We start from the raw sequence: 23,620 nt of genomic DNA on the forward strand, positions 1-23,620 counted from the left end.
GCACCGAGAAGTCCGGCGCCGCGAACGCACCCCCGCCCGTTCACGGCGCCGGACTTCTCGGTGCTCCGCGCGACGTCGTGGAGCCGCGTGATTACTGCGCTTGAGGTCGTGCTGTGCAGTGAGTTCATCTGGCGCCCCCCGTCGGCTGGAGTCTGTCTCTTTCCGTCTGCCCAAGAGATTGCCGGGCCAGTTTCATGGGCCTGTCCGCCGACTGTCACAGGCCTGTCACAGGGGTTCTGGATCTTGGCGGAAGATGTGGTGGAACTGTGGGAGCGCTCCGACTGTCGAACTGTGGTCCCCCCATGGGCCAGAATGACCTCTGTGCCTTTCCTGTTGCTGATCGAGGACGACGACGCCATCCGCACGGCCCTCGAACTCTCGTTGTCACGCCAGGGCCACCGAGTGGCCACCGCGGCGACGGGAGAGGACGGCCTGAATCTGCTGCGAGAACAGCGGCCTGACCTGATCGTTCTGGATGTGATGTTGCCTGGTATTGACGGTTTCGAGGTGTGCCGTCGTATCCGGCGGACCGACCAGTTGCCGATCATTCTGCTGACCGCGCGCAGCGACGACATCGATGTGGTCGTCGGGCTGGAGTCCGGTGCGGACGACTATGTGGTCAAGCCCGTGCAGGGCCGGGTGCTGGACGCCCGGATCCGGGCCGTACTGCGGCGCGGGGAGCGGGAGTCGACCGACTCGGCGACCTTCGGCAGCCTGGTCATCGACCGTTCCGCGATGACCGTCACGAAGAACGGTGACGATCTCCAGCTCACGCCGACCGAGCTGCGGCTGCTCCTGGAGCTGAGCCGGCGGCCCGGACAGGCGCTGTCCCGGCAGCAGTTGCTGCGCCTGGTGTGGGAGCACGACTATCTCGGCGATTCGCGGCTGGTCGACGCCTGCGTGCAGCGACTGCGCGCGAAGGTGGAGGACGTGCCGTCGTCGCCGACCTTGATCCGTACGGTGCGGGGCGTGGGCTACCGGCTGGACGCCCCTTCGTGAGCGACGAGGAATCCAGGGCCGGGAGAGACGTCGAGGGACCGGCCGAGCCCGAGGAGATAGACAGCGCCGGCGGCCCCGACCGGGAAGCGGCGGACGGTACGGCCGGGCGGCGTACGCGCAAGAGGGCGATCCTCGCCGGGCTGCGCTGGACGAGTCTGCGGCTGCGCCTGGTCGTCGTCTTCGGGGCCGTCGCGCTGACCGCCGCCGTCTCGGCGTCCGGGATCGCGTACTGGCTGAACCGTGAGTCGGTGCTGAACCGCACGCAGAGCGCCGCGCTCAAGGAGTTCAAGCAGGAGATGCGGGACAAGGCCGGGCAGCTGCCGCTGCGGCCGACCCAGGCCGAACTGGCCTACACGGCGCAGCAGATGGCCAACAGCAGCGCCGGTTTCAGCGTGGTGCTGATAGGTGAGCGCGCCGAGGACAAACCGGTGGTCGGGGTCTCCGACCAGGACGAGTTCACGCTCGACGACGTACCGCTGTCGCTGCGGACGGCCGTGAACGAACGGCAGAAGATCACGTCGGGCAACACCTCGCCGTACCACGTCTTCTGGCAGCGCACGCAGCGCGGCCAGACGCCCTATCTGGTCGGCGGCACCCGGATCGTCGGCGGTGGGCCGACCGGTTACGTCTTCCTCTCCCTCGAACAGGAGCGGGAGGATCTCAACGCGCTGGCGTGGTCGCTGGCGATCGCGACGAGTCTGGCGCTGGTCGGGTCCGCGCTGCTCGCGCAGGCCGCCGCCACGACCGTGCTGAAGCCGGTGCAGCGGCTCGGACACGCGGCGCGGCAGCTCGGCGAGGGCAAGCTCGACACCCGGCTGCGGGTGTCGGGGACGGACGAACTGGCGGATCTGTCGCGGACGTTCAACAACGCCGCCGCCTCGTTGCAGAAGAAGATCGACGACATGAGCGCGCGGGAGGAGTCGAGCCGCCGCTTCGTCGCCGACATGTCGCACGAGCTGCGTACCCCGCTGACCGCGCTGACGGCGGTCACCGAGGTGCTGGAGGACGAGGCGGACACCCTCGACCCGATGATCGCGCCCGCCGTGACGCTGGTCGTGAGCGAGACCCGCAGGCTCAACGACCTGGTGGAGAACCTGATGGAGGTGACCCGCTTCGACGCGGGCACCGCGCGGCTCGTCCTGGACGACGTCGACGTCGCCGACCAGGTCACCGCCTGTATCGACGCGCGGGCCTGGCTGGACGCGGTGGAGCTGGACGCGGCGCGCGGCATGATGGCCCGCCTCGATCCGCGCCGGCTCGACGTGATCCTGGCGAATCTGATCGGCAACGCGCTCAAGCACGGCGGTTCGCCGGTGCGGGTCTCGGTGCGCTCGGTCGGCGGGGAGCTGGTCGTCGAGGTACGGGACAACGGGCCGGGCATTCCGGAGGCCGTACTGCCGCACGTCTTCGACCGCTTCTACAAGGCGAGCGCGTCACGGCCTCGCTCGGAGGGCAGCGGTCTGGGTCTGTCCATCGCGATGGAGAACGCGCACATCCACGGAGGCGACATCACCGCGGCCAACCTCCCCGAAGGCGGTGCGGTGTTCGTGCTGCGGCTGCCGCACGAGGTCTCCGAGGACGCCGACGACGACGCGGACGGGCGCGGGAACGGTCACGCACAGGGAGGCGAGGCACAGTGAGGCCGAGAACATCCGCCCGCCGGTCTCTCACGGGCCGGTCCGTGGCCGTACTCGCGGGCGCGCTCGCACTGGCGGGCGCCGTGAGCGGCTGCGGCATCAGGACGACCGCGGTGCCGGTGAACGCGGGCGCGGCGCCCTCACGGGTGCCGTGCGAGGTGTCCGAGGGGAATCTGACCACCCAGGCGCAGCCGGCCGGCACGGTGATGAGGATCCAGCTGGTGTGCGGGTCCGAACTGGTGCCGGTGGAGCGCACCGTGGCCGCCCCCGCCGGGAAGGCGCCCGGTGACCGCGTACAGGTGGCGCGGGCGCTCCTGGAGGAGTTGCTGGAGCAGCCGTCGGCCACGGAGCGGGACGCGGGCTTCACGACGTACGTACGCGGGCCGCTGACGGTCTCCGAGGCGCGTGCCGGGGATCCGCCGGGCACGCTGCGGCTGAGCCGCCAGCCGGAGGACCTGCCGACGGCCGCGCTGGCGCAGATCGTGTGCACGCTCACCGAGGGCGCGCCGACGGACGGCGCGGTGGTGCTGGGCGGGCCGGGGGCGTACGGCGCGCGCGGGTACCGGTGCGAGGACGACACAAGGCGCAGCCCCGAGTCGGCCGTACCGACGACGGGTCCGCTGCCGTCCGCTTCCTGAGGAGGCGGGCGTCGCGGGGCCCGTCGCCGCGGGGGTGCCCGGCGTACGCGGCCGGGCGGGGCCGTGCGGCGTGACACCCGTCTCACGTGGCCGTCCATTTGGAACTCCCCGGAACCGTTTCCGGCGGTGGCCGCGTCTTGGGGTTCGTGCAGCGTCAAGGTTCGGGCGGCAGTGCCGCTTTCCGCTTCCGCGTGGCGGGGGTCATCCTCCTCCTCGTGCACTTGCTGCTCGTCGCGTGGCTGACATTGCGCCCGCTGGACGTCGTGTGGATGACCGCGGCGAACTTCGAACCGCTGGCGGGCATCAAGGCCGATCTCGCCCTCGGGCCGCTCCAGGCGGTCCGGCGGATCGGTGGGGGGCTGCTGCTGCTGGCGCCTCTCGGGGTTCTCCTGCCGATGGCGGGCGGCAAACTCAACGTCTCGCCGCTGGCCTCGCTGACCCGCACCATGGCGGCCGGGGCGTTCATCTCGCTGGGGATCGAGCTCCTGCAGACCGGGATCCCGGGGCAGGTCGTCGACGTGGACTCGCTGCTCCTCAACACGGTCGGGGTCGGTCTCGCGCATCTGCTGGTCGTCCCGGCGGGGCGGGCGAGGCTGCGGCGGGTACGCACCGGCAGGCGTACGCCGGGTCCCGCGGCGCGCCCGCGTGACACCGGGGTCGTACGTGAGGGTGACCTTCGGGAGGAGTCCTCTCAGGGGACGCCCCCGACGATTACCAGGGTCGGTATCGCCCCGTAGAGCGACGCTTTGTCCGGTGTCCCCGGGCCACCATTGAGTCATCGGGAGCACATGGAGAGGCTCCCGGCAAGGACTCACGAAGGAGCCCACCATGTCCGCGATTGCCCGTCCCCGTGAGGGTCGCATGATCGGTGGAGTGTGCGCGGCGCTGGCACGGCGCTTCGGCACCTCCGCGAACACGATGCGAGTGATCTTCCTGGCCTCGTGTCTGCTGCCCGGCCCGCAGTTCCTGCTCTACCTGGCGCTCTGGGCGTTCCTGCCGAGCCAGAAGAACGCGGCGGGGACCGCCTGGTAGACGCGGGATCTCAGACGTACGGCGGGGCCCCACCCGGATTACCGGGTGGGGCCCCGCCGTCCGCGCGTTCCTCGGCGCTACTTGCCCAGCGAGCCGACCGGGAGGCCGCCCAGCAGGCCCGTCAGGGGGTTGGCGGCCGTGATGGCCGAGAGGGCCGTGGGGGCGGTCTGGCCGACCGTACGGACGCCGGCGCCGACCGCGCTGCGGGCGGCGGTCAGGCCCTCGCCGGTGCCGTCGGGAAGGCCGCTGGTGAGGGACTCCGTCGGCAGGTTCTTGGTGACGCTGTCCAGGGCGGCACCGGCGTCGGGGGCGGCGGGCGCGGCGGCGGACGCGCTGCCGGCGGCGGTGGCGGCGAAGGCGGCACCGAGGGCGGCGACGCCGAGAGTCTTGGCAGCGGACTGCTTCATGAGGAATTACGTCCCTTGGGGAATGGGGGATGGTGAGCGGCCCTGCAAGTTAGCCATCGCCGCGTACCGCCCGCAAACACCCGGAAGCGGACCGGGATTCGTGTCCCGGCCCGCTTCCGTAAGAGGCTGATCGATCCGCTCAGCGCGCAGACTCGCTGGTCGTGGCGGTTTGCGTGAACAGCCATTCGGATTTCAACTCGGCGTATCCGGGCTTGATCACGTCGTTGATCATGGCGAGGCGTTCATCGAAAGGAATGAATGCTGATTTCATCGCATTGACCGAGAACCACTGCATGTCGTCGAGCGTGTACGCGAACGCCTCGGTCAGCAGCTCGAATTCACGGCTCATGCTCGTGCCGCTCATCAGCCGGTTGTCCGTGTTCACCGTCGCCCGGAAGTGCAGTTTGCGCAGCAGCCCGATGGGGTGTTCGGCGATCGAGGCGGCGGCGCCGGTCTGGAGGTTGGAGCTGGGGCACAGCTCCAGCGGGATGCGCTTGTCGCGTACGTAGGAGGCGAGCCGTCCCAGGGTCACCGAGCCGTCGTCGGCGACCTCGATGTCGTCGATGATGCGCACGCCGTGGCCGAGCCGGTCGGCGCCGCACCACTGGAGGGCCTGCCAGATCGACGGGAGGCCGAACGCCTCGCCCGCGTGAATGGTGAAGTGGTTGTTCTCGCGCTTCAGGAACTCGAACGCGTCGAGGTGGCGGGTGGGCGGGAAGCCCGCCTCCGCGCCGGCGATGTCGAAGCCGACGACGCCCGAGTCCCGGTAGCGGTTGGCCAGTTCGGCGATCTCCAGGGCGCGGGCGGCGTGCCGCATCGCGGTCAGCAGGGCGCCGACGCGGATCCGCCTGCCCGCCTGGCGGGCACGGCGCTCGCCCTCCTTGAAGCCCTCGTTGACGGCCTCCACGACCTCTTCGAGGCTGAGGCCGCCCTCCAGGTGCTGCTCGGGGGCGTACCGCACCTCCGCGTAGACGACACCGTCGTCCGCGAGGTCCTCGGCGCACTCGGCGGCGACCCGGAAGAGCGCGTCGCGGGTCTGCATGACGGCGCAGGTGTGCGCGAAGGTCTCCAGATACCGCTCCAGGGAGCCCGAGTCGGCCGCTTCGCGGAACCAGAGGCCGAGCTTGTCCGGCTCGGTCTCGGGAAGGCCCTCGTAGCCGCACTCGCGGGCCAGTTCGACGATCGTGCCGGGGCGCAGGCCCCCGTCGAGGTGGTCGTGGAGGAGCACTTTGGGGGCGCGGCGGATCTGGTCGGCCGTAGGCGCTCGGTAGGTCTGGCTCGTCATCTGCTCACCCTATCTCCTACGCGCGTAGATCACCTGCCGCCGATACGTAACAGTGACCGTGCGTACGGGTGGCGTACACCTCACCTTCTGAGACTGTTCTGCTATGGGACAGCGGGCAGTTCCCGGCCCCGGCGGGCGCACGCCGGGGCGTGGCGCGGGGGTGCGTGGGCGTCGTGCGGAGTCACAGCCACGGTTGGGGCGGGCGGTCTCCGCCCCTGCCTCACCACCGGAGGTGGGCGGGGTCGTACTCGTGCTGCCGCCGGGCGAACCCGTTTCCGCACGTGGGCCGTCCACCGTCGCCTACGCGTCGATGCTGCCGCTGGCGCGGACTTTGGCCCGCGCGGGCGCGGCCGAGGGGCTGCTGGTGCACATGGTGCGCTACCGCTCGCGCGGCTGGAACGGCGCCGACGCGCAGCTCTCGGCGGACGCCTGGTGGGCGGCGGAGGAGGTCGTACGGCGCTACGGCGACGTGCCGGTCTGTCTGGCCGGACACGGCATGGGCGGACGGGCCGCGCTGCGGGCCGCCGGGCACCCGGCCGTCAGCTCGGTGCTGGCGATGGCGCCCTGGCTGCCGGACGGTTCGGCGGGCGGCGAGCCGGAGCCGGTCACGCAGCTCGCGGGCCGGGAGGTGCTGATCGTGCACGGCACCAACGACGAGCGCAGCGACCCGGAGTTGTCGCTGCGGCTGGCGCAGCGCGCCAGGAAGGCCAACCGGCACACCTGCCGCTTCGAGGTGCACTCCGACGGGCACGCGCTGCGCCAGCACCACAGTGAAGTCCTGGCGCTGGCGACGGACTTCGTGCTGGGGGCGCTGCTGTCGCGTACGTACTCGCGGCCGGTCGCCGACGCGCTGGCCGCGCCGCCGCCGCTGGGGCTGCGGATGCCGCTGGCGGCGGGCTTCGGGCGGTCGCTGCGGCCGTAAGTGTGCACAACTCGCCTCAGTCGGGCAGCAGATGGCCCCGGCGCGAGAGCAGGAAGCGTTTGAAGGCCGCCACCGGCGGGGTGTCGGGGTGGCCGTCCAGCCAGGCGACGCCGACCTCGCGTACGGCGCGGGGCGCGGTGACGGTCAGCTCCACGACGCCGGGGCGGGCCACCGCGGGCGGCGGCAGCAGCGCGACGCCGAGACCCGCCGCGACCAGGCCGCGCAGGGTCTCGGCCTCCTCGCCCTCGAAGGCGACGCGGGGCCGGAACCCGGCCTCCGTACAGAGGTCGTCGGTGATCCGGCGCAGCCCGTACCCCGGTTCGAGGGTCACGAACGTCTCGTCGGCGGCCTCGGCGAGACGGATGCGCCGGCGGCCCGCCAGCCGGTGGTCGTCGGGGACGACGAGGCGCAGCCGCTGTTCGTCGAGGCGGCGGGCGACCAGGTCGGGGGCCTCGGGGACCGGTGAGGTCAGGCAGAGGTCCAGTTCGCCCGCGCGCAGGCGCTCCAACATCGCCTCGCCGTAGTTCTGGACGAGCTGGAAGCGGACGCGGGGGTGGTCGGCGCGGAAGGCGCGAATCAGTTCGGGGACCGTCTCGGAGCCCATGGTGTGCAGAAAGCCGAAGGCGACCTTGCCCGACGCGGGGTCGGCGTCGGCCCGTACGGACTCGGCCGCCCGCTCGACCTCGGCGAGCGCGCCTTCCACGGAGGTGAGGAAGGCACGGCCGGCGGGGGTGAGCGAGACGGTACGGCCCTTGCGGGCGAACAGGGCGACGCCCAGGTCCTGTTCGAGGCGGACCATCGCGCGCGAGAGCGTGGACTGCGGCACGTTCATGTCCTGCGCGGCGCGGGTGACGTGTTCGTGGCGCGCGACGCCGGCGAACTGGGCGAGGCGCGGTGCCAGCAGCGCGGACCAGGACTCGGGGTCGAGCCCGGCGGCGGGCGGCGCGGACGCCGCGGCGGGTGCCGGGTTCGACGGGACGGTGTCTTGTGCGTAACTGCTCGATGACAGCCGGGGCCTGGGCCTGCGTTGATGCGCCATGGGAACGATTATGACGATTCCATGCATTGGACGCATGAGATCGGGGTCCGTACGTTCGACGTATGCCCGACCTCAGTACAGAGGCGCCCGCCGCAACGGGTGCCCTCGCCTCCGCGTCCGTAGTACCTCCCGCCGCCTCCACCGAATCCCTCAGCCCCGGCCGTCCCGGCTACCGCCGGATGAGCTTCGCCCTCTTCGCCGCCGGGGTCGCGGCCTTCGCGCTGCTCTACTCCACGCAGGCGCTGCTCCCCGCCATCACCGCCGATCTCGGTGTGACGGCGGGAGCGGCCAGTTGGACGGTGTCGGCCGCCACCGGCGCGCTGGCGCTGTTCGTCCTGCCGCTCAGCGCGCTGTCCGAGCGCTTCGGCAGGCGCACGCTGATGACGCTCTCGCTGACGGTCGCGGTGGTCGTGGGGCTGCTCGTGCCCCTCGCCCCCAATCTGGAGTGGCTGATCGCGCTACGCGCGGTCCAGGGCGCGGCGCTGGCCGGGCTGCCCGCGTCCGCGATGGCGTATCTCGCGGAGGAGGTACGGCCCAAGGCGCTGGTCGGCGCGATCGGACTGTTCGTCGCGGGCAACAGCATCGGCGGCATGAGCGGGCGCGTCCTGGCCGGCTGGGTCAGCCAGCTGTGGGGCTGGCGGGCCGGGCTCGCGGCGATCGGGCTGCTCGCCCTGGTGTGCGCGGCGGTTTTCCGCGTACTGCTCCCCAAGGCCCGCAACTTCCGCCCGGGGACGCTGAATCCGCGCGCGCTGGCGAAGACGGTCGGCGGTCATCTGGCCGATCCGCTGCTGCGCAGGCTGTACGCGATCGGCGCGCTCTTCATGACCGTGTTCGGCGCGGTCTACACGGCGATCGGCTTCCGTCTCGCGGAGGCGCCGTTCAACCTGCCGCAGGGCGTGATCGGTTCGATCTTCCTGGTGTATCTGGTCGGTACGCTCTCCTCGGCCGCGGCCGGGAAGCTGGTGGCCCGGCTGGGGCGGCGCGGGGCGCTGTATCTGGCGGTCGGCACGACGGCGGCGGGACTGCTGCTGTCGCTGTCGGACTCGCTCGGCGCCGTACTGCTCGGCCTGGTCCTGATCACGGCGGGCTTCTTCGCGGGCCACGCGGTCGCCTCGTCGGCGGTGAGCCGGACGGCGAAGACGGGCCGCGCGCAGGCGTCGGCGCTGTACCAGAGCGCGTACTACGTGGGCAGCAGCGCCGGCGGCACGCTGGGCGCGGTGGCGTTCCACGCGGGCGGCTGGGGCGCGACGGCCACGCTCGGGCTGCTCGCGGTGCTCGGTGTGGTGTCGGTGACGCTGTACGGGACGCACGCGGCCCGCACGGAACGCAGGGCTCTCGCGGCGTCGAATTGACTGTGATCAAGGACACATGCATATGCCCGGCGATGACTCTGCGCTCAAGTGAGCCCGCAAACATGTAATCGCATGGCCTCTGACCTGCGCGGTTGAACGACTCCCGCGACAGGGCACCTCGGCGATGATCTACGACGGCCCGGTCGCCTTGAGGCGGCCGGGCACGGCGGAGTTGAACGATGCACATCAAAGGTCCAGACCATCTCTCGAACCTGCGACCGATTCCCCACGCGCCGCTGTCGCCATAAGTGAAGAACCGGCGGCAGAGTGCAGGTGCGGTGAAATTGCCGCACATAGGTTGAGCATTTCCGACATCACTCGTCACTTTCGGTCACGCCCGCCAACCGTCCGGTGTGGCCGCGCCGTTGAAAGAGGCTTTTCGCCAACGCCCCTGCTGGCTTAGGTTTCTGCTCGTCGCGACGGGCCCTGGGGAGGGACCCTCGCGGAAGAGCAACAGCCAGGATCCAGGGGGGACTTCTCATGACGCGGGTCAGCGAAGCCGAACAATCCGCACACGCCGTGAAACCACCGGGCGGCGCACGGCCGCCGGTGTGCCACCGGTTCCACGGACACACCTGAGCCGGCCGGCTTCCAGGCCGTTCCGCCGTACCGGAGACCGGCCCCGAAGCGCTGATGCCACCGGCCGGGTGTCCGCCCCGGTCTGAACCCGGACCCGGACCCGCCCGCACCACGCCACGCCGGGCCCGGCGCCACTGATCCGCGCGTTCCCGCTCCCACACACCGTCCGACCGGCGACTTCCCGCCGGACATCCGCCCGCGTCCGTACCCGGCCGTGCGCGACCCCCTGCCCGGAACAGGCCACCGGCCGCTCACCCATGAGCTGATCCGGCCCGCCCTCTCACGAATCAGGAACTCGATGGCTGACGAAATGGTCCGTCTCGCCCAGAGATTCATCAACACCACCTACGGGAACGGCGCCACCCTCGGCATCTCCAAGCTGAACGAGAACGGTCAGACCGGCTGGACCGTCATGTACGCCCTCACCCGTGCCCTGCAGTACGAGATGGGCATCAGCTCCCTGTCCGACAGCTTCGGCCCGGCCACGCTGGCCGCCATCGGGGAGAAGTACGGCAAGCTCGACGAGACCACGATCCCGTCGGCGAACTTCTGCCGGATCATCCAGTCCGCCCTGTACTGCAAGGGCTACGACGGCGGTGACATCGACGGCACGTACAACTCCCGCGTGAAGGCCGCGGTGGCGAAGCTCCACGAGAACATGGGCCTGTCCACCGTCTACCCGGGCAGTTCCCTGTGGCCCAAGGGGGTCAAGGGCCTGTTCAACATGGACGCGTACGTCACCGTCAACGGCGGCTCGGACACCATCCGCTCCATCCAGCAGTGGCTCAACGGCCGTTACGTCCTGCGCAAGGACTACTACGTCATCCCCTGCGACGGCCACCACTCCCGCGACGTCGCCAAGTCGATGCTCCTGGCCGTCCAGTACGAGATCGGCATGGCCGACGGTGTCGCGAACGGGGCGTTCGGCCCCGGCACCCAGGCCGGTCTGAAGGAACACACCCTGTCCACCGGCTCGTCCGGGGTGTGGGTGCAGCTCTTCACCGCCGCCATGGTGCTCAACAAGCGCCCGGTGTCCTTCTCGTCCTCGTACACCTCCTCGCTGGCCGGCAGCGTCAGCACCTTCCAGTCGTTCATGAAACTGGCCGTCAACGGGCAGGCCGACTTCCGGACCTGGTCCTCCCTGCTCGTGTCCTACGGCGACCAGACCCGCCAGGGCGAGGCGTGCGACGGCGTCACGAAGGTGACTCCCGCCCGTGCGCAGGCCCTGAAGGCCGCCGGCTACAAGTACATCGGCCGCTATCTGTACAACCCCTCCACCACCGATCTGCCGGAGAAGGAGATCCAGCCCGGCGAGCTGGCCACCATCAAGGAGTACGGGCTGCGCTGCTTCCCGATCTACCAGACATGGGCGCGCTCGGTCGACTACTACAGCCCCGAGCAGGGTTTCGCGGACTGCCGGAACGCCGCCTTCAAGGCGGAGGAACACGGCTTCAAGCAGGACTCACGCATCTACTTCGCGGTCGACTACGACGCGGTGAACGACGAGGTCACCTCCCACATCCTGCCGTACTTCAAGAAGATCAAGGAGGAGATGGCACAGCTGGGCAACCCGTACAAGATCGGGGTGTACGGCCCGCGCAACGCGTGCTCCAGGGTCTCCGCGGAGGGCTACGCGGACGCCAGCTTCGTGTCCGACATGTCGTCCGGCTTCTCCGGCAATCTCGGCTACGCCATGCCGGAGAACTGGGCCTACGACCAGATCGTCACCAAGGTGGTCGGCTCGGGTGACGGCCGGATCGAGATCGACAACAACATCGCGTCCGGACGGGACACCGCCCAGGGCGACTTCCACACCGCTCCGGCGCAGAAGCTCGACATCGGTATCCACCCCTCCTACCTGCTGGCCCTGCTGACGGACGTCGAGGAGTACATGGAGTCGATCGGCCGGCCCGGCAGCACGGGATACGTCTACAGCCGGCAGGAGTGCTTCGAAACGATCATGTCCTACGACGCCATGATCACGTCGGCGGCCCGCAGGTACCGCATGCGCAAGGCCCTCATCCAGACCTCGGCCTTCTGGGAGTTCTGCCACTACAGCTACAAGGACGTGGTGGAGGACGCCGGTGTGGTCCTCTACCACACGGGTTCCATACCGGACTGGGGCAAGGACCTTCCCGGCGTCAGCAGGCTGGTCGACTCCAGCACGGGCGTCGCCAAGGTCTCGGGACGTACCTGCATCCTGTCGCGCAACAACTCGATCAGCGCGGGGCGCCTGGAGGGCACGATCCTCGACTCGACCGACGAGGGCGACCGTTGGGCGATGTGGCAGAAGGTCAACCAGGACAACGTCTTCAACCTGAGCACCGTCCCGCACCTGCACATGTGGGCGGCCGACGGCAAGGCGGGCGACCACGCCGAGACACCGATCCGCCTCCCGGACCTCGACTACACCGACACGGAGACCTTCGAGATCCTCCGCCGCTATCAGGGCTTCGGTGGTGAGGCGGAATCCGACGCACAGCTTCGGATGCCGCTCTACGCGATCTTCGAGAAGTACAACCGGATCGTCCGGGAGTCCTGAGCACTCATGGTCATGGCTTCCGGCCCTTGGCAGGGGCACGACTTCGCGGTGCTGTTCGCCGTCCTGATCTCCGGCGCGGCGACCGTGCTCGGACTCACCGCGTATCTGCTCTCCCGCTTCTCCCGGCGGGCCCGGCCGCGGCGCACCCCGTACGCCGTGTGGCGGGACATGTCTCTGACAGCGGTCGCCGTGTCGCTCGCCCTCTACCTCTGGGGGTGTCTGCACGTCCTGTTCCTGGCGGACCAGGAGCAGGCCGAGGAGTGCGAGCGGCAGCGCCCCGAGGGAACACCGGCCCTGGTCGGCCGCAGAGGCGACTTCATTCCGCTGCGCCTCGTGTGCGAGGCCGCGTACGGCCATGACTACACCGTCGTCATCCCCGGCTTCATCAATCCGTCCCTCGCTGTCCTGCTGCTGCTCGCGCTCGGCTGCGCCGTTGTCTCGGGCGTACTCCACCGCCGGCGGCGCTCGGCAACAGTGAAGAAAGGCTGACCAGTTGAGCCCCATCGACATGACCCGCAGACACGCTCTCACCGCCGCGGCCGGTGTCACCACCGCCGCGAGTCTCGGCTCCACCGGCCTCCTCGCGGCCCCGGCCGCCGCCGCACCGCGCCCGCCCGCCGGCAACGACGAACTCAAGGAGGCGCTGCGCCGCGTCAAGGCCCGGCAGCGCCGGCTGCTCACCGGCCGGCCCTCCGCCAACCGGTGGGAGATGCAGAAGGACGTCGACGCCGGTGGCGACATCGTGACCCGTGACGTGCCGGGCACGGGCCTCAAAGTCGCCGTACGCATGGGAGACACCGAAACGGTGCTGATCCATGTGATCCGCCGCTTCCACTACGAGGTCGGCACCCTCGGTCTGCCCGGCGAACCGAACCCCGTCCAGGGCTGGTCGGCACCGTCGGCCGTCCGCGACAGCCGGCTCCCCGAGTCGAACCTGGCGTCGGGCACCGCCGTCGTCATCCGGCCGGACTTCTACCCGCCCGGCCTGGAGGGCGGGTTCACCGCGGGCCAGGAGCTGACGATCCGGGACATCGTCGCCGACACCGAGGGTGTCGTGCGCTGGGGCGGCGAGGACCGGCGCCCCTACGAGGGCCTGTTCTACGTCACCGCGCGTCCGAACGACGCGCGTCTGCGGCGGGTCGCGGCCAAGATCCGGGCCTGGGACCAGACTCCGGGCGCGGGCGCCGGGACCGTACCCGACGTGACGGAGCCCGCGCGGCGGCGCCGCGCCGCCCGCTACCGGTGAGGAGACAAGCACCGGAGGACACCACAGATGTGCCTGCCCGAGGTCGCTCGACGTGTGGCAGGACAGGGGGGAGGAGGGGCGCGGGCACGCGCATCCGCGTGCCGCGTCTCCTTCCCGACACGAAAGAGGAGGGGAACATGAAATCTCTGAGATCGCTCAAATCCCTGCTGATCGCGGCTGTCGCCGCGTGCGGGTTCGTGCTCACGGGCGCGATGCCCGCCAGCGCGCTCCCGCCGGACGGCACGCAGGTCACATGCGGCACCGCGGGCCAGGGGCTCGGCCTCTACTACAACTCGAACAACGCGGGTTCGAAGCGGTGCATCTTCGGTGACGTGCACAACTACGACGCCAACCCGACCAACTGCTCGTCGCAGGGCTGCGCCCGCTACGCCTTCGAGCTGGACGGACGCAACGGCCAGGGCACCTACCTCAAGAACAACGCGGCGTCCGCCTACAACTACTCGGCGTACGTCGTCCGCATCTACTACAACAGCGGCTGGGGCGGCACCTGGGACTCCTTCCCGGGCTACGGGTACCAGGGTTCCGCCAAGTGGTACGGCAATCTGAACGGCACGTACAACAACAACGCCTCGCAGCGGATGCTGTACGAGACCTGATCCGACATTCGGCTCCGGTGCGCGATTCCCGCGATCGCGCACCGGGGCCGATTCCGAACATCCTGGGAAAGGGTCGGGTTCCGATCATGAAGTACAGCAAGTTCACGCGTGTTTCCTCCGCCCTCGTCTGCGCGGTGCTGCTGGCCGGCTGCGGAGCGTCGGACGACGACGGGGGCAACCCCCGTTCCGAAGAAGAGGCGTTGGCGGTCTCCGACGGGCTGACGGTGGCGGATCCGGCGGTGGTCGCGGCGTCCGACATTCCTGTGTTCCCGATCGAGAAGTATCTGCCGAAGGTGGGCGAGGACGCCCGGATCGCCGCCGCCTCGGGTGAACTGATCAGGGAGTGCATGGCCGGGTTCGGATTCACATACGAGCCGCCGGCGCCCAGTCAGGAGACGCTCGACTCCGGGGAGAACGGGGCGAACAGGGCCCGCCGGTACGGGGTTTCCAGCGCCGCGTCCGCGGCCGTGAACGGCTTCCACCTGCCGAAGGACGGACTCGGTGGTCAGCAGCCGCCCCCAGGGATCCCGCCGATGTCGGAGGCCGAGAACAAGGTCTTCATCGGCGATCAGGACCCCGCCACCGGTGTCGCGCCGGGTGACAAGGTGGCCGGCAAGGAGATACCGCCCGGCGGGTGTTCCGGGGAGGCCCAGCGCCGGCTGAAGATCGAGCCCCGCCAGCGGATGGCTGAGAAGATCAACAACGTCAGTTTCGCGCGTTCGCAGGAGAACGCTCAGGTGAAGAAGGCGCTCCAGGAGTGGTCCGCGTGCATGGGGCGCGCCGGACACACGTACAAGACTCCGCTGGACGCCCTCGACCGGCTCACGGGCGAGACCCCTTCACCCGCCGAACTGTCCGCCGCCAAGGCGGATGTGAAGTGCAAGGACTCGGTGAATCTCGTCGGGGTCTGGTTCGCCGTCGAGTCCGAGATCCAGGAGACGCTCATCGCCCGCAACGAGGAGGTCCTGGCGCAGGACGGGACGTCGTTCGACGCGCTCGTGCGCAGAGCCTCGGAAGAAATAGCCAAGTCGTAAGAGCGAAGTCGTAAGGGTAGGAATGGGTAAAGTCATTACATTCGGTCAGCTTTCCCGCCGGCGGACCGCGCCGGTGTGGATGGCCGCCGCGGCGCTCTGCCTCTCACTCGCCTCGGGCTGCACCGAGGCGGACGAGCCCGGCGGCCGGCCCGACGCCGGGGCCGCCGCGGACGGGAACCGGCCGGACACCGCCGCACCTTCACCCACCGAGAGCCTGAACGACGGTCAGGTGGAGGCGGAGCGGGTGAAGGACCTCGTGAGCGAGCGGCTCGACGTACATCTCGCCACGTACGGGGAGGGCACGGCGTCGCCCTGCCGGCCGAACGCGGCCGAGCTGTTCACCGAGACGTGTCTCGACGCGGCGCGGTCGATTGGTTCCGTCGCCCGGACGGCTCTCGACGAGATCGACGGCGACAAGGGGTTCGCGACCCTGCGCCGGGTCTCGCAGGCGACCGCGGACGCGTCGCGCGGATATACGGAGTCGGGCTGTTCCGCGAATCCTCAGGACGCCTCGGTCCGGCAGCGGTGCGTGAGCCACGGGGCGTCGCTCTCGCAGGCACCGGCGGATCTGCGGGACGGTCTGCGTCTGGGGCTCGCGGGACAGTGACGCCAACAGCCGGAACGGGTGGGGGAAATGACCGACACAGCAGCTGAATCAGCGCCCCGGGGAACCGTGTTCACCCGCAGGCGCAGATGGGTCATGGGCACGGCCGCGGCGGCGGCGCTGCTGACGGCGGCCGGAGTGCTGGCCGCCGGGGCGATCCGCTCGCCCGCCCAGGCGGTGGCCGACGCGGCGCCGCCGCCGGCGAGTCTGCTGACCGCCCCGGTGGAGTACCGGGTCCTCAAGGACTCCGTCATCCTTCGCGGCACGGTCACCGCCGAGCAGTCGGTCGAGGTGTCGGCCGAGGGCGGGCCGGAGGGGACGGCGGTCGTCACGCGGCTCCCGGTGAAGGCGGGCGGGCCGGTCAAGGCGGGGCAGGTGCTGCTGGAGGTGTCGGGCCGTCCCGTCGTCGCGCTGGAGGGTCCGCTCCCCATGTACCGGGACCTCAAGCCCGGCGGCAGGGGCGACGACGTGGCCCAACTCCAGTCCGCGCTCGCCTCCTTGGGCCACAGCACGGCCGGCGACGAGTCGGGGTACTTCGGCCGGCGCACCAAGGCGGCGGTATCGGCGCTGTACGAATCCGTCGGTCACACGCCCCTGGAGGCCCGGCCCGACGGCGGGCTCACCCTGGAACAGGCGGGCGACGAGGTGACCGCGGCCCGCAGGGCGCTGGAAGACCTTCCGGACACGGCCCCTTCCGTCCGGCGCACACGTGCCACGGAGGATCTCGCCAAGGCCCAGGAGCGCCGCGACGGGATCGAGACCACGTCCGGCCCCATGGTCCCCGCGTCCGAACTGGTCTTCCTCAAGAGCTTTCCGGGCCGGGTGGCCGGTGTGAACACCCGTGTCGGGGCCAAGGCCTCCGGGGCGGCGATGGTCCTGTCGGCGGGACGCCTTGTCGTCAACGGCATGCTCCAGCCGCACCAGAAGGGCCTGGTCCAGCCGGAGCAGCCGGTCGAGATCCTGTCCGAGTCCACCGGTGCGACGGCGTCCGGGACGGTGGCCTCGGTCGCGGACGTCATGGAGACGGAGAGCACGGGGCCCCCGGGTGACGGCGCCGCCGACGCGGCCACGGGTGACCGCGGCTACCCGGTCGTCGTGAAGCCCGCCAAGGCGCTGCGCTCCGACTTCGCCGGACAGGACGTCCGGCTGACGATCGAGGCCGCGTCCACCGGGAGCAGGACGCTGGTCGTGCCGGTGTCCGCCGTCTCGGCGGGGGCGGACGGCAAGACCACCGTCACCGTGGTCACGCCCGGCGACGGTCAGCGCCGCGTACCGGTGACCACCGGCACCTCGGGCGACGGGTACGTGGAGGTGCGCCCGGCGCCGGGACAGCCGCTCGCCGAAGGCGCGCGTGTCGTCGTCGGAGTCCGGGGCGCCGCCGGCCCGGGGACGCGTGAGCGATGAGTGGGCACCAGCCACCACCGGTGGTCGAACTGCGCGGCGTCGGCCTCACGTACCCCGGACCTCCCCCGGTCGAGGCCCTTCGTCCCTGTGAACTCACCGTGCGCCGTGGCGACTTCGTGACGGTCACCGGCCCGTCGGGCGCCGGCAAGTCCACCTTCCTCAACCTGGTGGGTCTGCTGGACACGCAGACGTGCGGTACGTATCTGCTCGACGGACTGGACACGGGCGCCCTCGGTGACGTGGACCGTACGGCTCTGCGCGGGCGGCGCATCGGTTTCGTCTTCCAGTCCTTCCATCTGCTGAACTACCGCACGGCGGTGGAGAACGTGGCGCTGGCGCTCGTCTACCGGAAGATGAAGCGCGTGCGGCGGGTGGCGAGCGCGCGGGAGGCACTCGCCCGCGTCGGCCTGGAGCACCGGATGGACGCGCTGCCCAGCACTCTGTCCGGCGGGGAGAGACAGCGCGTGGCCATCGCGCGCGCACTGGTCGGCGAGCCGTCGCTGCTGCTGTGCGACGAGCCGACCGGGAATCTGGACACCGCCACCGCTTCATCGATCCTCTCCCTCCTGGACGAGTTGAACGGGGCCGGTCTGACGCTGGTGGTCATCACGCACGACGCGGCGGTCGCGCGGCGGGGCGGTCGCACCCTGGAGATCCGGGACGGACGCATGACCGAGCAGGCGGTCACATGCTGAGGTGGACACGCGCGGCACGGCTGTTCCGGCGTGCGGAGCGCGCGGTGGAGCCCTCGCGGCTGTCCTTCGCCGATGTGGTGGGTGAGAGCCTGGCCGGCATCACACAGCGCCCCGCCCGTTCCGTGCTCACCTCGGTGGGAACGGTCCTGGGAGTCGGCACGTTCGTGGCCGTGCTCGGCCTCACCGCGACCGCGTCGTCCCAGATCGACAGCCGGTTCAACTCGCTCATGGCCACCGAGGTCTCGGTCGAGGACGTGTCGCGCGAGCGTACGGAGTTCGTTCAGCCGGCGTTTCCGCCGGACGCCGGCCGGCGCGTCGAGGCGCTGAACGGGGTACGGGACGCGGGGGTGTACTGGACCGTCCAACTGCCCGCGCGGGAGGCCGTACGCGCGGCGCCGGTCCAGGCCGCGGACGGCGGCGGACGGATCCAGGTGGTCGCCGCCTCACCGGGAGTCCTGGAGGCGGCCCGCCCCTCCGTCGCCCAGGGGCGGCTCTTCGACGACTGGCACGACGCGTCGGGCCAGCGGGTCGCGGTGCTCGGGGCGGCGACGGCGGCGCGTCTGGGCATCACCACGCTCGAGACACGGCCGGCGGTCTTCCTGGGCGACGAGGCGTTCAGCGTGGTGGGCATCATCGACGACGTACAGCGTGAGCCTGAGCTGCTGCTGTCGGTCGTGGTGCCCCCGAAGGCGTCCCTGGACATCTGGGGTCCGCCCAGGGGCAGCGCGAAGATGCTGGTCGCCACCGACCTCGGGGCCGCGAATCAGGTCGCGTCGGAGATCCCCCTCGCGCTCGACCCGGCCCACCCCGACCACTTCGAGGCCGTACCGCCTCCGGACCCGAGGTCGCTGCGCACCGAGGTGACGAACGACCTGGACGACCTCTTCCTGCTGCTCGCCGGTGTCTGCCTGGTGATCGGCGCCGTGGGGATCGCCAACACCACGCTGGTCTCGGTGATGGAGCGCACCGGGGAGATAGGGCTGCGCCGGACTCTGGGGGCGCGAGGGCGGCACATCAGCGTCCAGTTCCTCTGTGAGTCCTCGGTGCTGGGGACCCTGGGCGGGCTCGTCGGCTCGGCGCTCGGGGTGCTGGGTGTCGTCGTCGTCGCGCTTCTGCGGGACTGGACGCCGGTCGTCCACCCGCTCACCGTGACCTCCGCCCCCGGCGTGGGTCTCGTCACCGGGCTGCTGGCCGGCTTCTACCCGGCCTGGCGGGCGAGCCGTGTCCAGCCCGTCGAGGCGCTGCGCCGTTGACCGAGGGCCCCGGTTTTCCCGTAGCGCGGCGATTGTCAGTGGGCTGCGGTAGCTTCCGGGGGACTGGTTCCAAGGGGGCGACTGGGGTGACCCGATGAGTGATCTGGCAACAACGGAAGATCTTGACGCGCGGCTGGAGAAGCACCGGACGGAGCTGACCGGCTACTGCTACCGGATGCTGGGCTCCGCGTTCGAGGCCGAGGACGCCGTGCAGGACACGATGGTGCGCGCCTGGCGGAGTTTCGAGAAGTTCGAGGGGCGCTCGTCGCTGCGCTCGTGGCTCTACCGCATCGCGACGAACGTCTGCCTCGACATGCTGAACGCGGGCAATCGACGGGCCCGGCCGATGGATCTCACGGAGGCGACCCCGGTGTCCCAGGCGAAGCTGAACTCACGCCCGGAGGTCACCTGGCTGGAGCCGGTCCCCGACGGCCGGGTGCTGCCGTCGGTGGTCGACCCGGCGGAGACGGCGGTGGAGCGGGAGACGATCCGGCTCGCGTTCGTGGCCGCGCTCCAGCATCTGCCGCCGAAGCAGCGCGCGGTGCTGATCCTGCGCGAGGTGCTGGCGTGGAAGGCGAGCGAGGTCGCGGAGCTGCTCGGGACGACGGTCGCGTCGGTCAACAGCGCGCTCCAGCGGGCCCGCGCGACGATCGCCGAGTCGGAACCGGCTTCGACCGACGCCGCCGACCCGCTCGACGAGGAGCAGAAAGAGCTGCTGGAGCGGTATGTGGCCGCGTTCGAGGGCTACGACATGAAGGCGCTGACCGCGCTCCTCCACGAGGACGCGACGCTCTCCATGCCCCCGTACGACCTGTGGCTGCGTGGGCACGAGAACATCGTGGGCTGGATGCTCGGTGTCGGCGAGGTCTGCCGCGGCTCCCGGCTGGTGCCGACGGTCGCCAACGGCACCCCCGCGTTCGCGCACTACCACCCGAGCCCGGACGGCGACGGGTACACGCCGTGGGCGCTCATGGTCATCGAGATCGAGGAGGGCAGGATCACGGGGATCAACTCGTTCCTGGACACGGAGCGTTGGTTCCCGCTGTTCGATCTCCCGGCCCGCCTGGACAAGGACGGGAAGGAGGCGGGCTGAGCCCTCGTACCCCGGGCCCCCGGCCCGTTTGCTCCTGACCTCACCTCGGCCCATGGTGGAAGGGCGAGGTGAGGGGACGGAAGGGGACGATGACACGATCCGGACCTGTTGAGGACGACGACCGGGTGCCCTGGCCGGAGGATTCCGCCGCCGGCAAGGGCCCGGACGCTTCCCCGGCCCGCCCGTCGCCGCCGTCGGAGGACGACGACGAGGCGCTGGTGGGGTGGGCCTTCGCCCAGTCCCCCGCCACGGCCGCGCTCTACGACACCCGGCTGCGGCTGCGGCTGGCGACCGTCCGCATGGAGCAGGTGATCGGCCGGCCCGAGAAGGCGATGCGGGGGCTGCGCGTGTCGGAGATCCTGGTGGACCCGCAGAGCGAGCTGACCGAACAGCACATGCGCCGGGTCCTGGCGAGCGGCGAGGAGGAGCAGCTGCAGGTGACCCTGCGGCTGCCGGGCCACGATCGCGAGAGCGTCTGGACGATCTCCCTCGTCCCGGTACGGGGACGAGGCGGGGCGGTACGCGGAGTGCTCCTCTCCGCACAGGACGTGACCGCCGAGCATCTGGCCCGGGAGCGTCTGGTCCTGGTCAACGAGGCCAGCCTCCGTATCGGCACCACCCTGGACCTCGCCCGCTCCGCGCAGGAGCTCACGGACGTGGCCGTCCCGCAGCTCGCCGACTTCGCCACCGTCGACCTGCTGCCCTCCATCGAAGGCGGCGAGGACCCCCGCGCCGGGCCGCCCGGCGTGCCCGGCAAGCCCGTCAAGCTCCGCAGGGTCGCGTCCCGGTCCGTCCTGGAGGGCAGCCCCGAGGCCGTGGTCGCGCACGGGGCGCTGGCCACCTACCCGGAGGCGTCACCTGCGGCCGAGTGCCTGGCCACGGGCCGGCCGCTGCTGCGGAAAGTGACCCCCGACGCGCTGACGGCCTGGGAGCGGGACGCCCCCGAGCGGGCCGCGCGGGTCCGGAAGTACGGCTTCCACTCGGTGCTGGCGATTCCCATGCGGGCCCGCGGCATCACCCTCGGCGTGGTCACCTTCTCCCGTCACCGGCGCCCCGAGCCCTTCGAACGGGACGATCTGCTCCTGGCCGAGGAGATCACCGCCAGAGCAGCGGTGTGCATCGACAACGCCCGCCGCTACAGCCGCGAGCGCCGCACGTCCCTGGCCCTCCAGAGCAGCCTGCTGCCCGGCCGGCCGGCCCGGCAGGCCGCCGTCGAGATCGCCTCCCGCTATCTGCCGGCCAGCGCGCGGCCCGGTGTCGGCGGGGACTGGTTCGACGTGATCCCGCTCTCCGGGGCCCGCGTCGCCCTGGTCGTCGGCGACGTGGTCGGCCACGGCATCCAGGCGTCCGCCGCCATGGGACGGCTGCGTACCGCCGTGCGGACCCTGGCCGACGTCGACCTGCGGCCCGACGAACTGCTGACCCATCTCGACGATCTCGTCATCCATCTGTCCGCCGAGGCCGACAGCGCGCAGGTCCCGTCCGGCGACATCGGCGCCACCTGCCTGTACGCGGTCTACGACCCGGTCTCCCGGCGCTGCACCCTGGCCCGCGCCGGGCATCCGGTGCCCGCCCTGGCGACTCCGGGCGGCGCTGTGGAGTTCCTCGACGTCCCGGCGGGCCCGCCCCTGGGAGTCGGCGGGCTGCCGTTCGAGACCGCCGAGCTGGAGCTGGCGGAGGGAAGCGTCCTCACGCTGTACACGAACGGTCTGGTCGACTCCCGGGAGCAGGGGGCGGACGAAGGTCTCCAGACGCTGCGCGAGGTGCTGGCCCGGCCGGCCACGTCCTTGGAGAGCAGCTGTGACGCCGTGCTGGCGGCGCTGCTGCCGGACCGGCCTGCCGACGACGTGGCGCTGCTGATGGCCCGTACCCGCGCGCTGGACACGGCCCATGTCGCCACCTGGGACGTGCCGGCCGAGGCCAGCGCCGTCGCCAGGGCCCGTAAGGAGGCCTGTCTGCAACTGGACGCCTGGGGCCTGGACGAGGCGGCGTTCGTCACCGAGCTGGTGGTCAGCGAGCTGGTCACCAACGCGCTCCGGTACGGCGACGCCCCCATCCGCCTGCGGCTGATCCGCGACAAGAACCTCATCATCGAGGTCTCCGACGGCAGCAGCACCGCCCCGCACCTGCGCCGGGCCCGCAGCTCCGACGAGGGCGGCCGTGGCCTGCTCCTGGTCGCGCAGCTCACCCAGGGCTGGGGGACCCGCCAGACGTACACGGGCAAGACGATCTGGGCCGAGCAGAGCCTGACCGCCGTCTGACACCCGTGGAGAGGTCCGTGGGTGCCGGGAGGGTCGGGGCCCGTTTCGGCCGAGCCGCCGCCGCGCGCCTCCTCGTGCCGGACGATGTCCGTCAGGCCGACGAGGTCCAGCAGCAGAAGCAGCTCGGGTCCCGCGCCGCGCAGCCGGATCCGGCAGCCGCACCTGCGGGCCACGAGTTGCAGTCTGGCCAGGGCGTTCACGGCGGCCACGGTCGGCCGGCCGAGCGCGCCGACGTCACAGACCGCGTCGGTGGCGTCGCTGTCCTTCAGCCGTGCGGCCAGCTGGTCGCAGAGCTGCGGGACGTCGGCCGCGGTGATCGGTCCGCGCAGGGCGAGGAGGATCGTCTTGGTGGCTTCCACACCCGTTGAGACCGGCGCGCGGGCCGGAACTCATCGCGGCCCACAGGACACGGTCCGCCGGTGGCCGGTCCGTCCTCGATCGCGGGCGGGCCTGAAATGCCCGCCGGGCGGGCTCGGTTGAGCCCGCCCGGCGGGTGAGGGCACTCCACACGGCGGGTCAGCCGACGCGGTCCAGCACGATCGGGGCCGGGGTGAACTCGGTGCCGGCCGGGGCGATGTCGTACGACGCCGTCAGCGATTCGAGCGCGTAGTCGAACTTGTCCGGGGTGTCCGTGTGCAGCGTGAGCAGCGGCTGACCCGCCGTCACCACGTCGCCCGGCTTGGCGTGCAGCTCGACGCCCGCGCCCGCCTGCACCACGTCCTCCTTGCGGGCACGGCCCGCGCCCAGACGCCAGGCGGCGACGCCGACGTCGTACGCGTCGAGCCGGGTCAGCACCCCCGAGGCCGGCGCGGTGACGACCTGCTGCTCGCGCGCCACCGGGAGCGCCGCGTCCGGGTCGCCGCCCTGTGCGGCGATCATCCGGCGCCAGACGTCCATGGCCGAGCCGTCGGCCAGCGCCTTGGCCGGGTCGGCGTCCGGCAGGCCCGCCGCGGTGAGCATCTCGCGGGCCAGGGCCAGCGT

21 protein-coding genes and 3 pseudogenes are annotated in these 23,620 nt (G+C 71.1%); 18 read left to right on the plus strand and 6 right to left on the minus strand.

Annotation, left to right across the window (positions count from 1 at the left end):
* Positions 1-128 (minus strand): annotated as a pseudogene (locus tag BHU15_RS41065) (SigE family RNA polymerase sigma factor); the annotation flags it as partial.
* Between the two features lie 193 nt (positions 129-321).
* Here BHU15_RS41065 and afsQ1 point away from each other — a divergent pair.
* From afsQ1 to BHU15_RS02815, 5 genes are all read left to right on the plus strand, one after another.
* On the plus strand, positions 322-999 hold the full coding sequence (afsQ1, locus tag BHU15_RS02795; protein WP_023539102.1) for a two-component system response regulator AfsQ1: 678 nt from the start codon (positions 322-324) through the stop codon (positions 997-999).
* A complete protein-coding gene (locus tag BHU15_RS02800; protein WP_438284953.1) occupies positions 996-2,639 on the plus strand; it encodes an ATP-binding protein in 1,644 nt (547 codons plus the stop codon). The genes afsQ1 and BHU15_RS02800 overlap by 4 nt, the downstream gene beginning before the upstream one ends.
* Before the next feature lie 41 nt (positions 2,640-2,680).
* Positions 2,681-3,274 carry a GerMN domain-containing protein gene (locus BHU15_RS02805; protein ID WP_255293010.1) on the plus strand — a complete coding sequence of 198 codons (594 nt, stop codon included), beginning with the start codon at positions 2,681-2,683 and terminating at the stop codon, positions 3,272-3,274.
* Positions 3,275-3,465: 191 nt separating this feature from the next.
* Positions 3,466-4,011, plus strand: a complete 546-nt coding sequence (locus BHU15_RS02810) for a VanZ family protein (protein ID WP_079127846.1) — start codon at positions 3,466-3,468, stop codon at positions 4,009-4,011.
* A gap of 91 nt (positions 4,012-4,102) precedes the next feature.
* Positions 4,103-4,306: a PspC domain-containing protein gene (locus BHU15_RS02815; RefSeq protein ID WP_069625690.1), complete on the plus strand. Its 204-nt coding sequence runs from the start codon at positions 4,103-4,105 to the stop codon at positions 4,304-4,306.
* A 77-nt stretch (positions 4,307-4,383) separates the two neighbouring features.
* Here BHU15_RS02815 and BHU15_RS02820 read toward each other — a convergent pair whose 3' ends face one another.
* Together BHU15_RS02820 and BHU15_RS02825 are read right to left on the minus strand one after the other, a co-directional pair.
* Positions 4,384-4,713: an ATP-binding protein gene (locus BHU15_RS02820; protein WP_069625691.1), complete on the minus strand. Its 330-nt coding sequence runs from the start codon at positions 4,711-4,713 to the stop codon at positions 4,384-4,386.
* Positions 4,714-4,852: 139 nt separating this feature from the next.
* Positions 4,853-5,998, minus strand: a complete 1,146-nt coding sequence (locus BHU15_RS02825) for an adenosine deaminase (RefSeq protein ID WP_069625692.1) — start codon at positions 5,996-5,998, stop codon at positions 4,853-4,855.
* A gap of 103 nt (positions 5,999-6,101) precedes the next feature.
* Here BHU15_RS02825 and BHU15_RS02830 point away from each other — a divergent pair, with 103 nt between their 5' ends.
* Positions 6,102-6,920 (plus strand): alpha/beta hydrolase, encoded by an 819-nt coding sequence (locus tag BHU15_RS02830; RefSeq protein WP_376199953.1) that lies wholly within the window; start codon positions 6,102-6,104, stop codon positions 6,918-6,920.
* A gap of 16 nt (positions 6,921-6,936) precedes the next feature.
* Here BHU15_RS02830 and BHU15_RS02835 read toward each other — a convergent pair whose 3' ends face one another.
* On the minus strand, positions 6,937-7,959 hold the full coding sequence (locus tag BHU15_RS02835) for a LysR family transcriptional regulator (protein ID WP_023539110.1): 1,023 nt from the start codon (positions 7,957-7,959) through the stop codon (positions 6,937-6,939).
* A 62-nt stretch (positions 7,960-8,021) separates the two neighbouring features.
* On the opposite strand from BHU15_RS02835, the gene BHU15_RS02840 reads away from it, so the two are divergent.
* The 12 genes from BHU15_RS02840 to BHU15_RS02895 all read left to right on the plus strand — a co-directional run bounded on the left by BHU15_RS02840 (position 8,022) and on the right by BHU15_RS02895 (position 22,639).
* Positions 8,022-9,311 (plus strand): MFS transporter, encoded by a 1,290-nt coding sequence (locus BHU15_RS02840; protein WP_069625694.1) that lies wholly within the window; start codon positions 8,022-8,024, stop codon positions 9,309-9,311.
* Positions 9,312-10,188: 877 nt separating this feature from the next.
* Positions 10,189-12,432 (plus strand): glycoside hydrolase domain-containing protein, encoded by a 2,244-nt coding sequence (locus BHU15_RS02845; RefSeq protein ID WP_069625695.1) that lies wholly within the window; start codon positions 10,189-10,191, stop codon positions 12,430-12,432.
* Positions 12,433-12,444: 12 nt separating this feature from the next.
* The gene (locus tag BHU15_RS02850; RefSeq protein WP_255293011.1) at positions 12,445-12,921 is read left to right on the plus strand and encodes a hypothetical protein; all 477 of its coding nucleotides are present in this window, start codon (positions 12,445-12,447) and stop codon (positions 12,919-12,921) included.
* A gap of 19 nt (positions 12,922-12,940) precedes the next feature.
* Complete coding sequence (locus BHU15_RS02855; RefSeq protein ID WP_069625697.1) at positions 12,941-13,678, plus strand: hypothetical protein; 738 nt, start codon at positions 12,941-12,943, stop codon at positions 13,676-13,678.
* 137 nt (positions 13,679-13,815) lie between these two features.
* Positions 13,816-14,295: a hypothetical protein gene (locus tag BHU15_RS02860; RefSeq protein WP_069625698.1), complete on the plus strand. Its 480-nt coding sequence runs from the start codon at positions 13,816-13,818 to the stop codon at positions 14,293-14,295.
* A gap of 86 nt (positions 14,296-14,381) precedes the next feature.
* Positions 14,382-15,329, plus strand: a complete 948-nt coding sequence (locus BHU15_RS02865) for a hypothetical protein (RefSeq protein WP_069625699.1) — start codon at positions 14,382-14,384, stop codon at positions 15,327-15,329.
* Between the two features lie 79 nt (positions 15,330-15,408).
* A complete protein-coding gene (locus BHU15_RS02870) occupies positions 15,409-15,936 on the plus strand; it encodes a hypothetical protein (RefSeq protein WP_218028040.1) in 528 nt (175 codons plus the stop codon).
* Between the two features lie 27 nt (positions 15,937-15,963).
* A complete protein-coding gene (locus BHU15_RS02875; protein ID WP_069625701.1) occupies positions 15,964-17,337 on the plus strand; it encodes an efflux RND transporter periplasmic adaptor subunit in 1,374 nt (457 codons plus the stop codon).
* Positions 17,334-18,032: an ABC transporter ATP-binding protein gene (locus tag BHU15_RS02880; RefSeq protein ID WP_069625702.1), complete on the plus strand. Its 699-nt coding sequence runs from the start codon at positions 17,334-17,336 to the stop codon at positions 18,030-18,032. Before BHU15_RS02875 ends, BHU15_RS02880 begins: the two co-directional genes overlap by 4 nt.
* Positions 18,026-19,285 (plus strand): ABC transporter permease, encoded by a 1,260-nt coding sequence (locus BHU15_RS02885; protein WP_069625703.1) that lies wholly within the window; start codon positions 18,026-18,028, stop codon positions 19,283-19,285. Before BHU15_RS02880 ends, BHU15_RS02885 begins: the two co-directional genes overlap by 7 nt.
* Positions 19,286-19,379: 94 nt before the next feature.
* Positions 19,380-20,378, plus strand: coding sequence for a sigma-70 family RNA polymerase sigma factor (locus tag BHU15_RS02890; protein ID WP_069625704.1), 999 nt, complete (start codon positions 19,380-19,382; stop codon positions 20,376-20,378).
* Positions 20,379-20,467: 89 nt separating this feature from the next.
* Entirely contained in the window at positions 20,468-22,639 is a 2,172-nt protein-coding gene (locus tag BHU15_RS02895) for a SpoIIE family protein phosphatase (RefSeq protein WP_079127847.1), read from the plus strand.
* Between the two features lie 140 nt (positions 22,640-22,779).
* Here the strand turns inward: BHU15_RS02895 and BHU15_RS37965 are convergent.
* Both BHU15_RS37965 and BHU15_RS02905 read right to left on the minus strand, forming a co-directional pair.
* A pseudogene (locus tag BHU15_RS37965) lies at positions 22,780-22,998 on the minus strand (STAS domain-containing protein); the annotation flags it as partial.
* A 157-nt stretch (positions 22,999-23,155) separates the two neighbouring features.
* A pseudogene (locus BHU15_RS02905) lies at positions 23,156-23,620 on the minus strand (thymidine phosphorylase); the annotation flags it as partial.

Origin of the sequence: Streptomyces niveus, from assembly GCF_001723055.1 — a bacterium.
GTDB classification, from domain to species: domain Bacteria; phylum Actinomycetota; class Actinomycetes; order Streptomycetales; family Streptomycetaceae; genus Streptomyces; species Streptomyces niveus.

Bases quoted from the DNA above. Each gene is read 5' to 3' on its own strand.
- BHU15_RS02865 (WP_069625699.1), top strand. From the start codon at position 14,382: ATGAAGTACAGCAAGTTCACGCGTGTTTCCTCCGCCCTCGTCTGCGCG.
- BHU15_RS02845 (WP_069625695.1), top strand. From the start codon at position 10,189: ATGGCTGACGAAATGGTCCGTCTCGCCCAGAGATTCATCAACACCACC.
- BHU15_RS02870 (WP_218028040.1), top strand. From the start codon at position 15,409: ATGGCCGCCGCGGCGCTCTGCCTCTCACTCGCCTCGGGCTGCACCGAG.
- BHU15_RS02840 (WP_069625694.1), top strand. From the start codon at position 8,022: ATGCCCGACCTCAGTACAGAGGCGCCCGCCGCAACGGGTGCCCTCGCC.
- BHU15_RS02830 (WP_376199953.1), top strand. From the start codon at position 6,102: ATGGGACAGCGGGCAGTTCCCGGCCCCGGCGGGCGCACGCCGGGGCGT.
- BHU15_RS02875 (WP_069625701.1), top strand. From the start codon at position 15,964: ATGACCGACACAGCAGCTGAATCAGCGCCCCGGGGAACCGTGTTCACC.
- BHU15_RS02850 (WP_255293011.1), top strand. From the start codon at position 12,445: ATGGCTTCCGGCCCTTGGCAGGGGCACGACTTCGCGGTGCTGTTCGCC.
- BHU15_RS02855 (WP_069625697.1), top strand. From the start codon at position 12,941: ATGACCCGCAGACACGCTCTCACCGCCGCGGCCGGTGTCACCACCGCC.
- BHU15_RS02885 (WP_069625703.1), top strand. From the start codon at position 18,026: ATGCTGAGGTGGACACGCGCGGCACGGCTGTTCCGGCGTGCGGAGCGC.
- BHU15_RS02895 (WP_079127847.1), top strand. From the start codon at position 20,468: ATGACACGATCCGGACCTGTTGAGGACGACGACCGGGTGCCCTGGCCG.
- BHU15_RS02860 (WP_069625698.1), top strand. From the start codon at position 13,816: ATGAAATCTCTGAGATCGCTCAAATCCCTGCTGATCGCGGCTGTCGCC.
- BHU15_RS02835 (WP_023539110.1), bottom strand. From the start codon at position 7,959: ATGGCGCATCAACGCAGGCCCAGGCCCCGGCTGTCATCGAGCAGTTAC.
- BHU15_RS02825 (WP_069625692.1), bottom strand. From the start codon at position 5,998: ATGACGAGCCAGACCTACCGAGCGCCTACGGCCGACCAGATCCGCCGC.
- BHU15_RS02890 (WP_069625704.1), top strand. From the start codon at position 19,380: ATGAGTGATCTGGCAACAACGGAAGATCTTGACGCGCGGCTGGAGAAG.
- BHU15_RS02880 (WP_069625702.1), top strand. From the start codon at position 17,334: ATGAGTGGGCACCAGCCACCACCGGTGGTCGAACTGCGCGGCGTCGGC.
- BHU15_RS02820 (WP_069625691.1), bottom strand. From the start codon at position 4,713: ATGAAGCAGTCCGCTGCCAAGACTCTCGGCGTCGCCGCCCTCGGTGCC.
- BHU15_RS02815 (WP_069625690.1), top strand. From the start codon at position 4,103: ATGTCCGCGATTGCCCGTCCCCGTGAGGGTCGCATGATCGGTGGAGTG.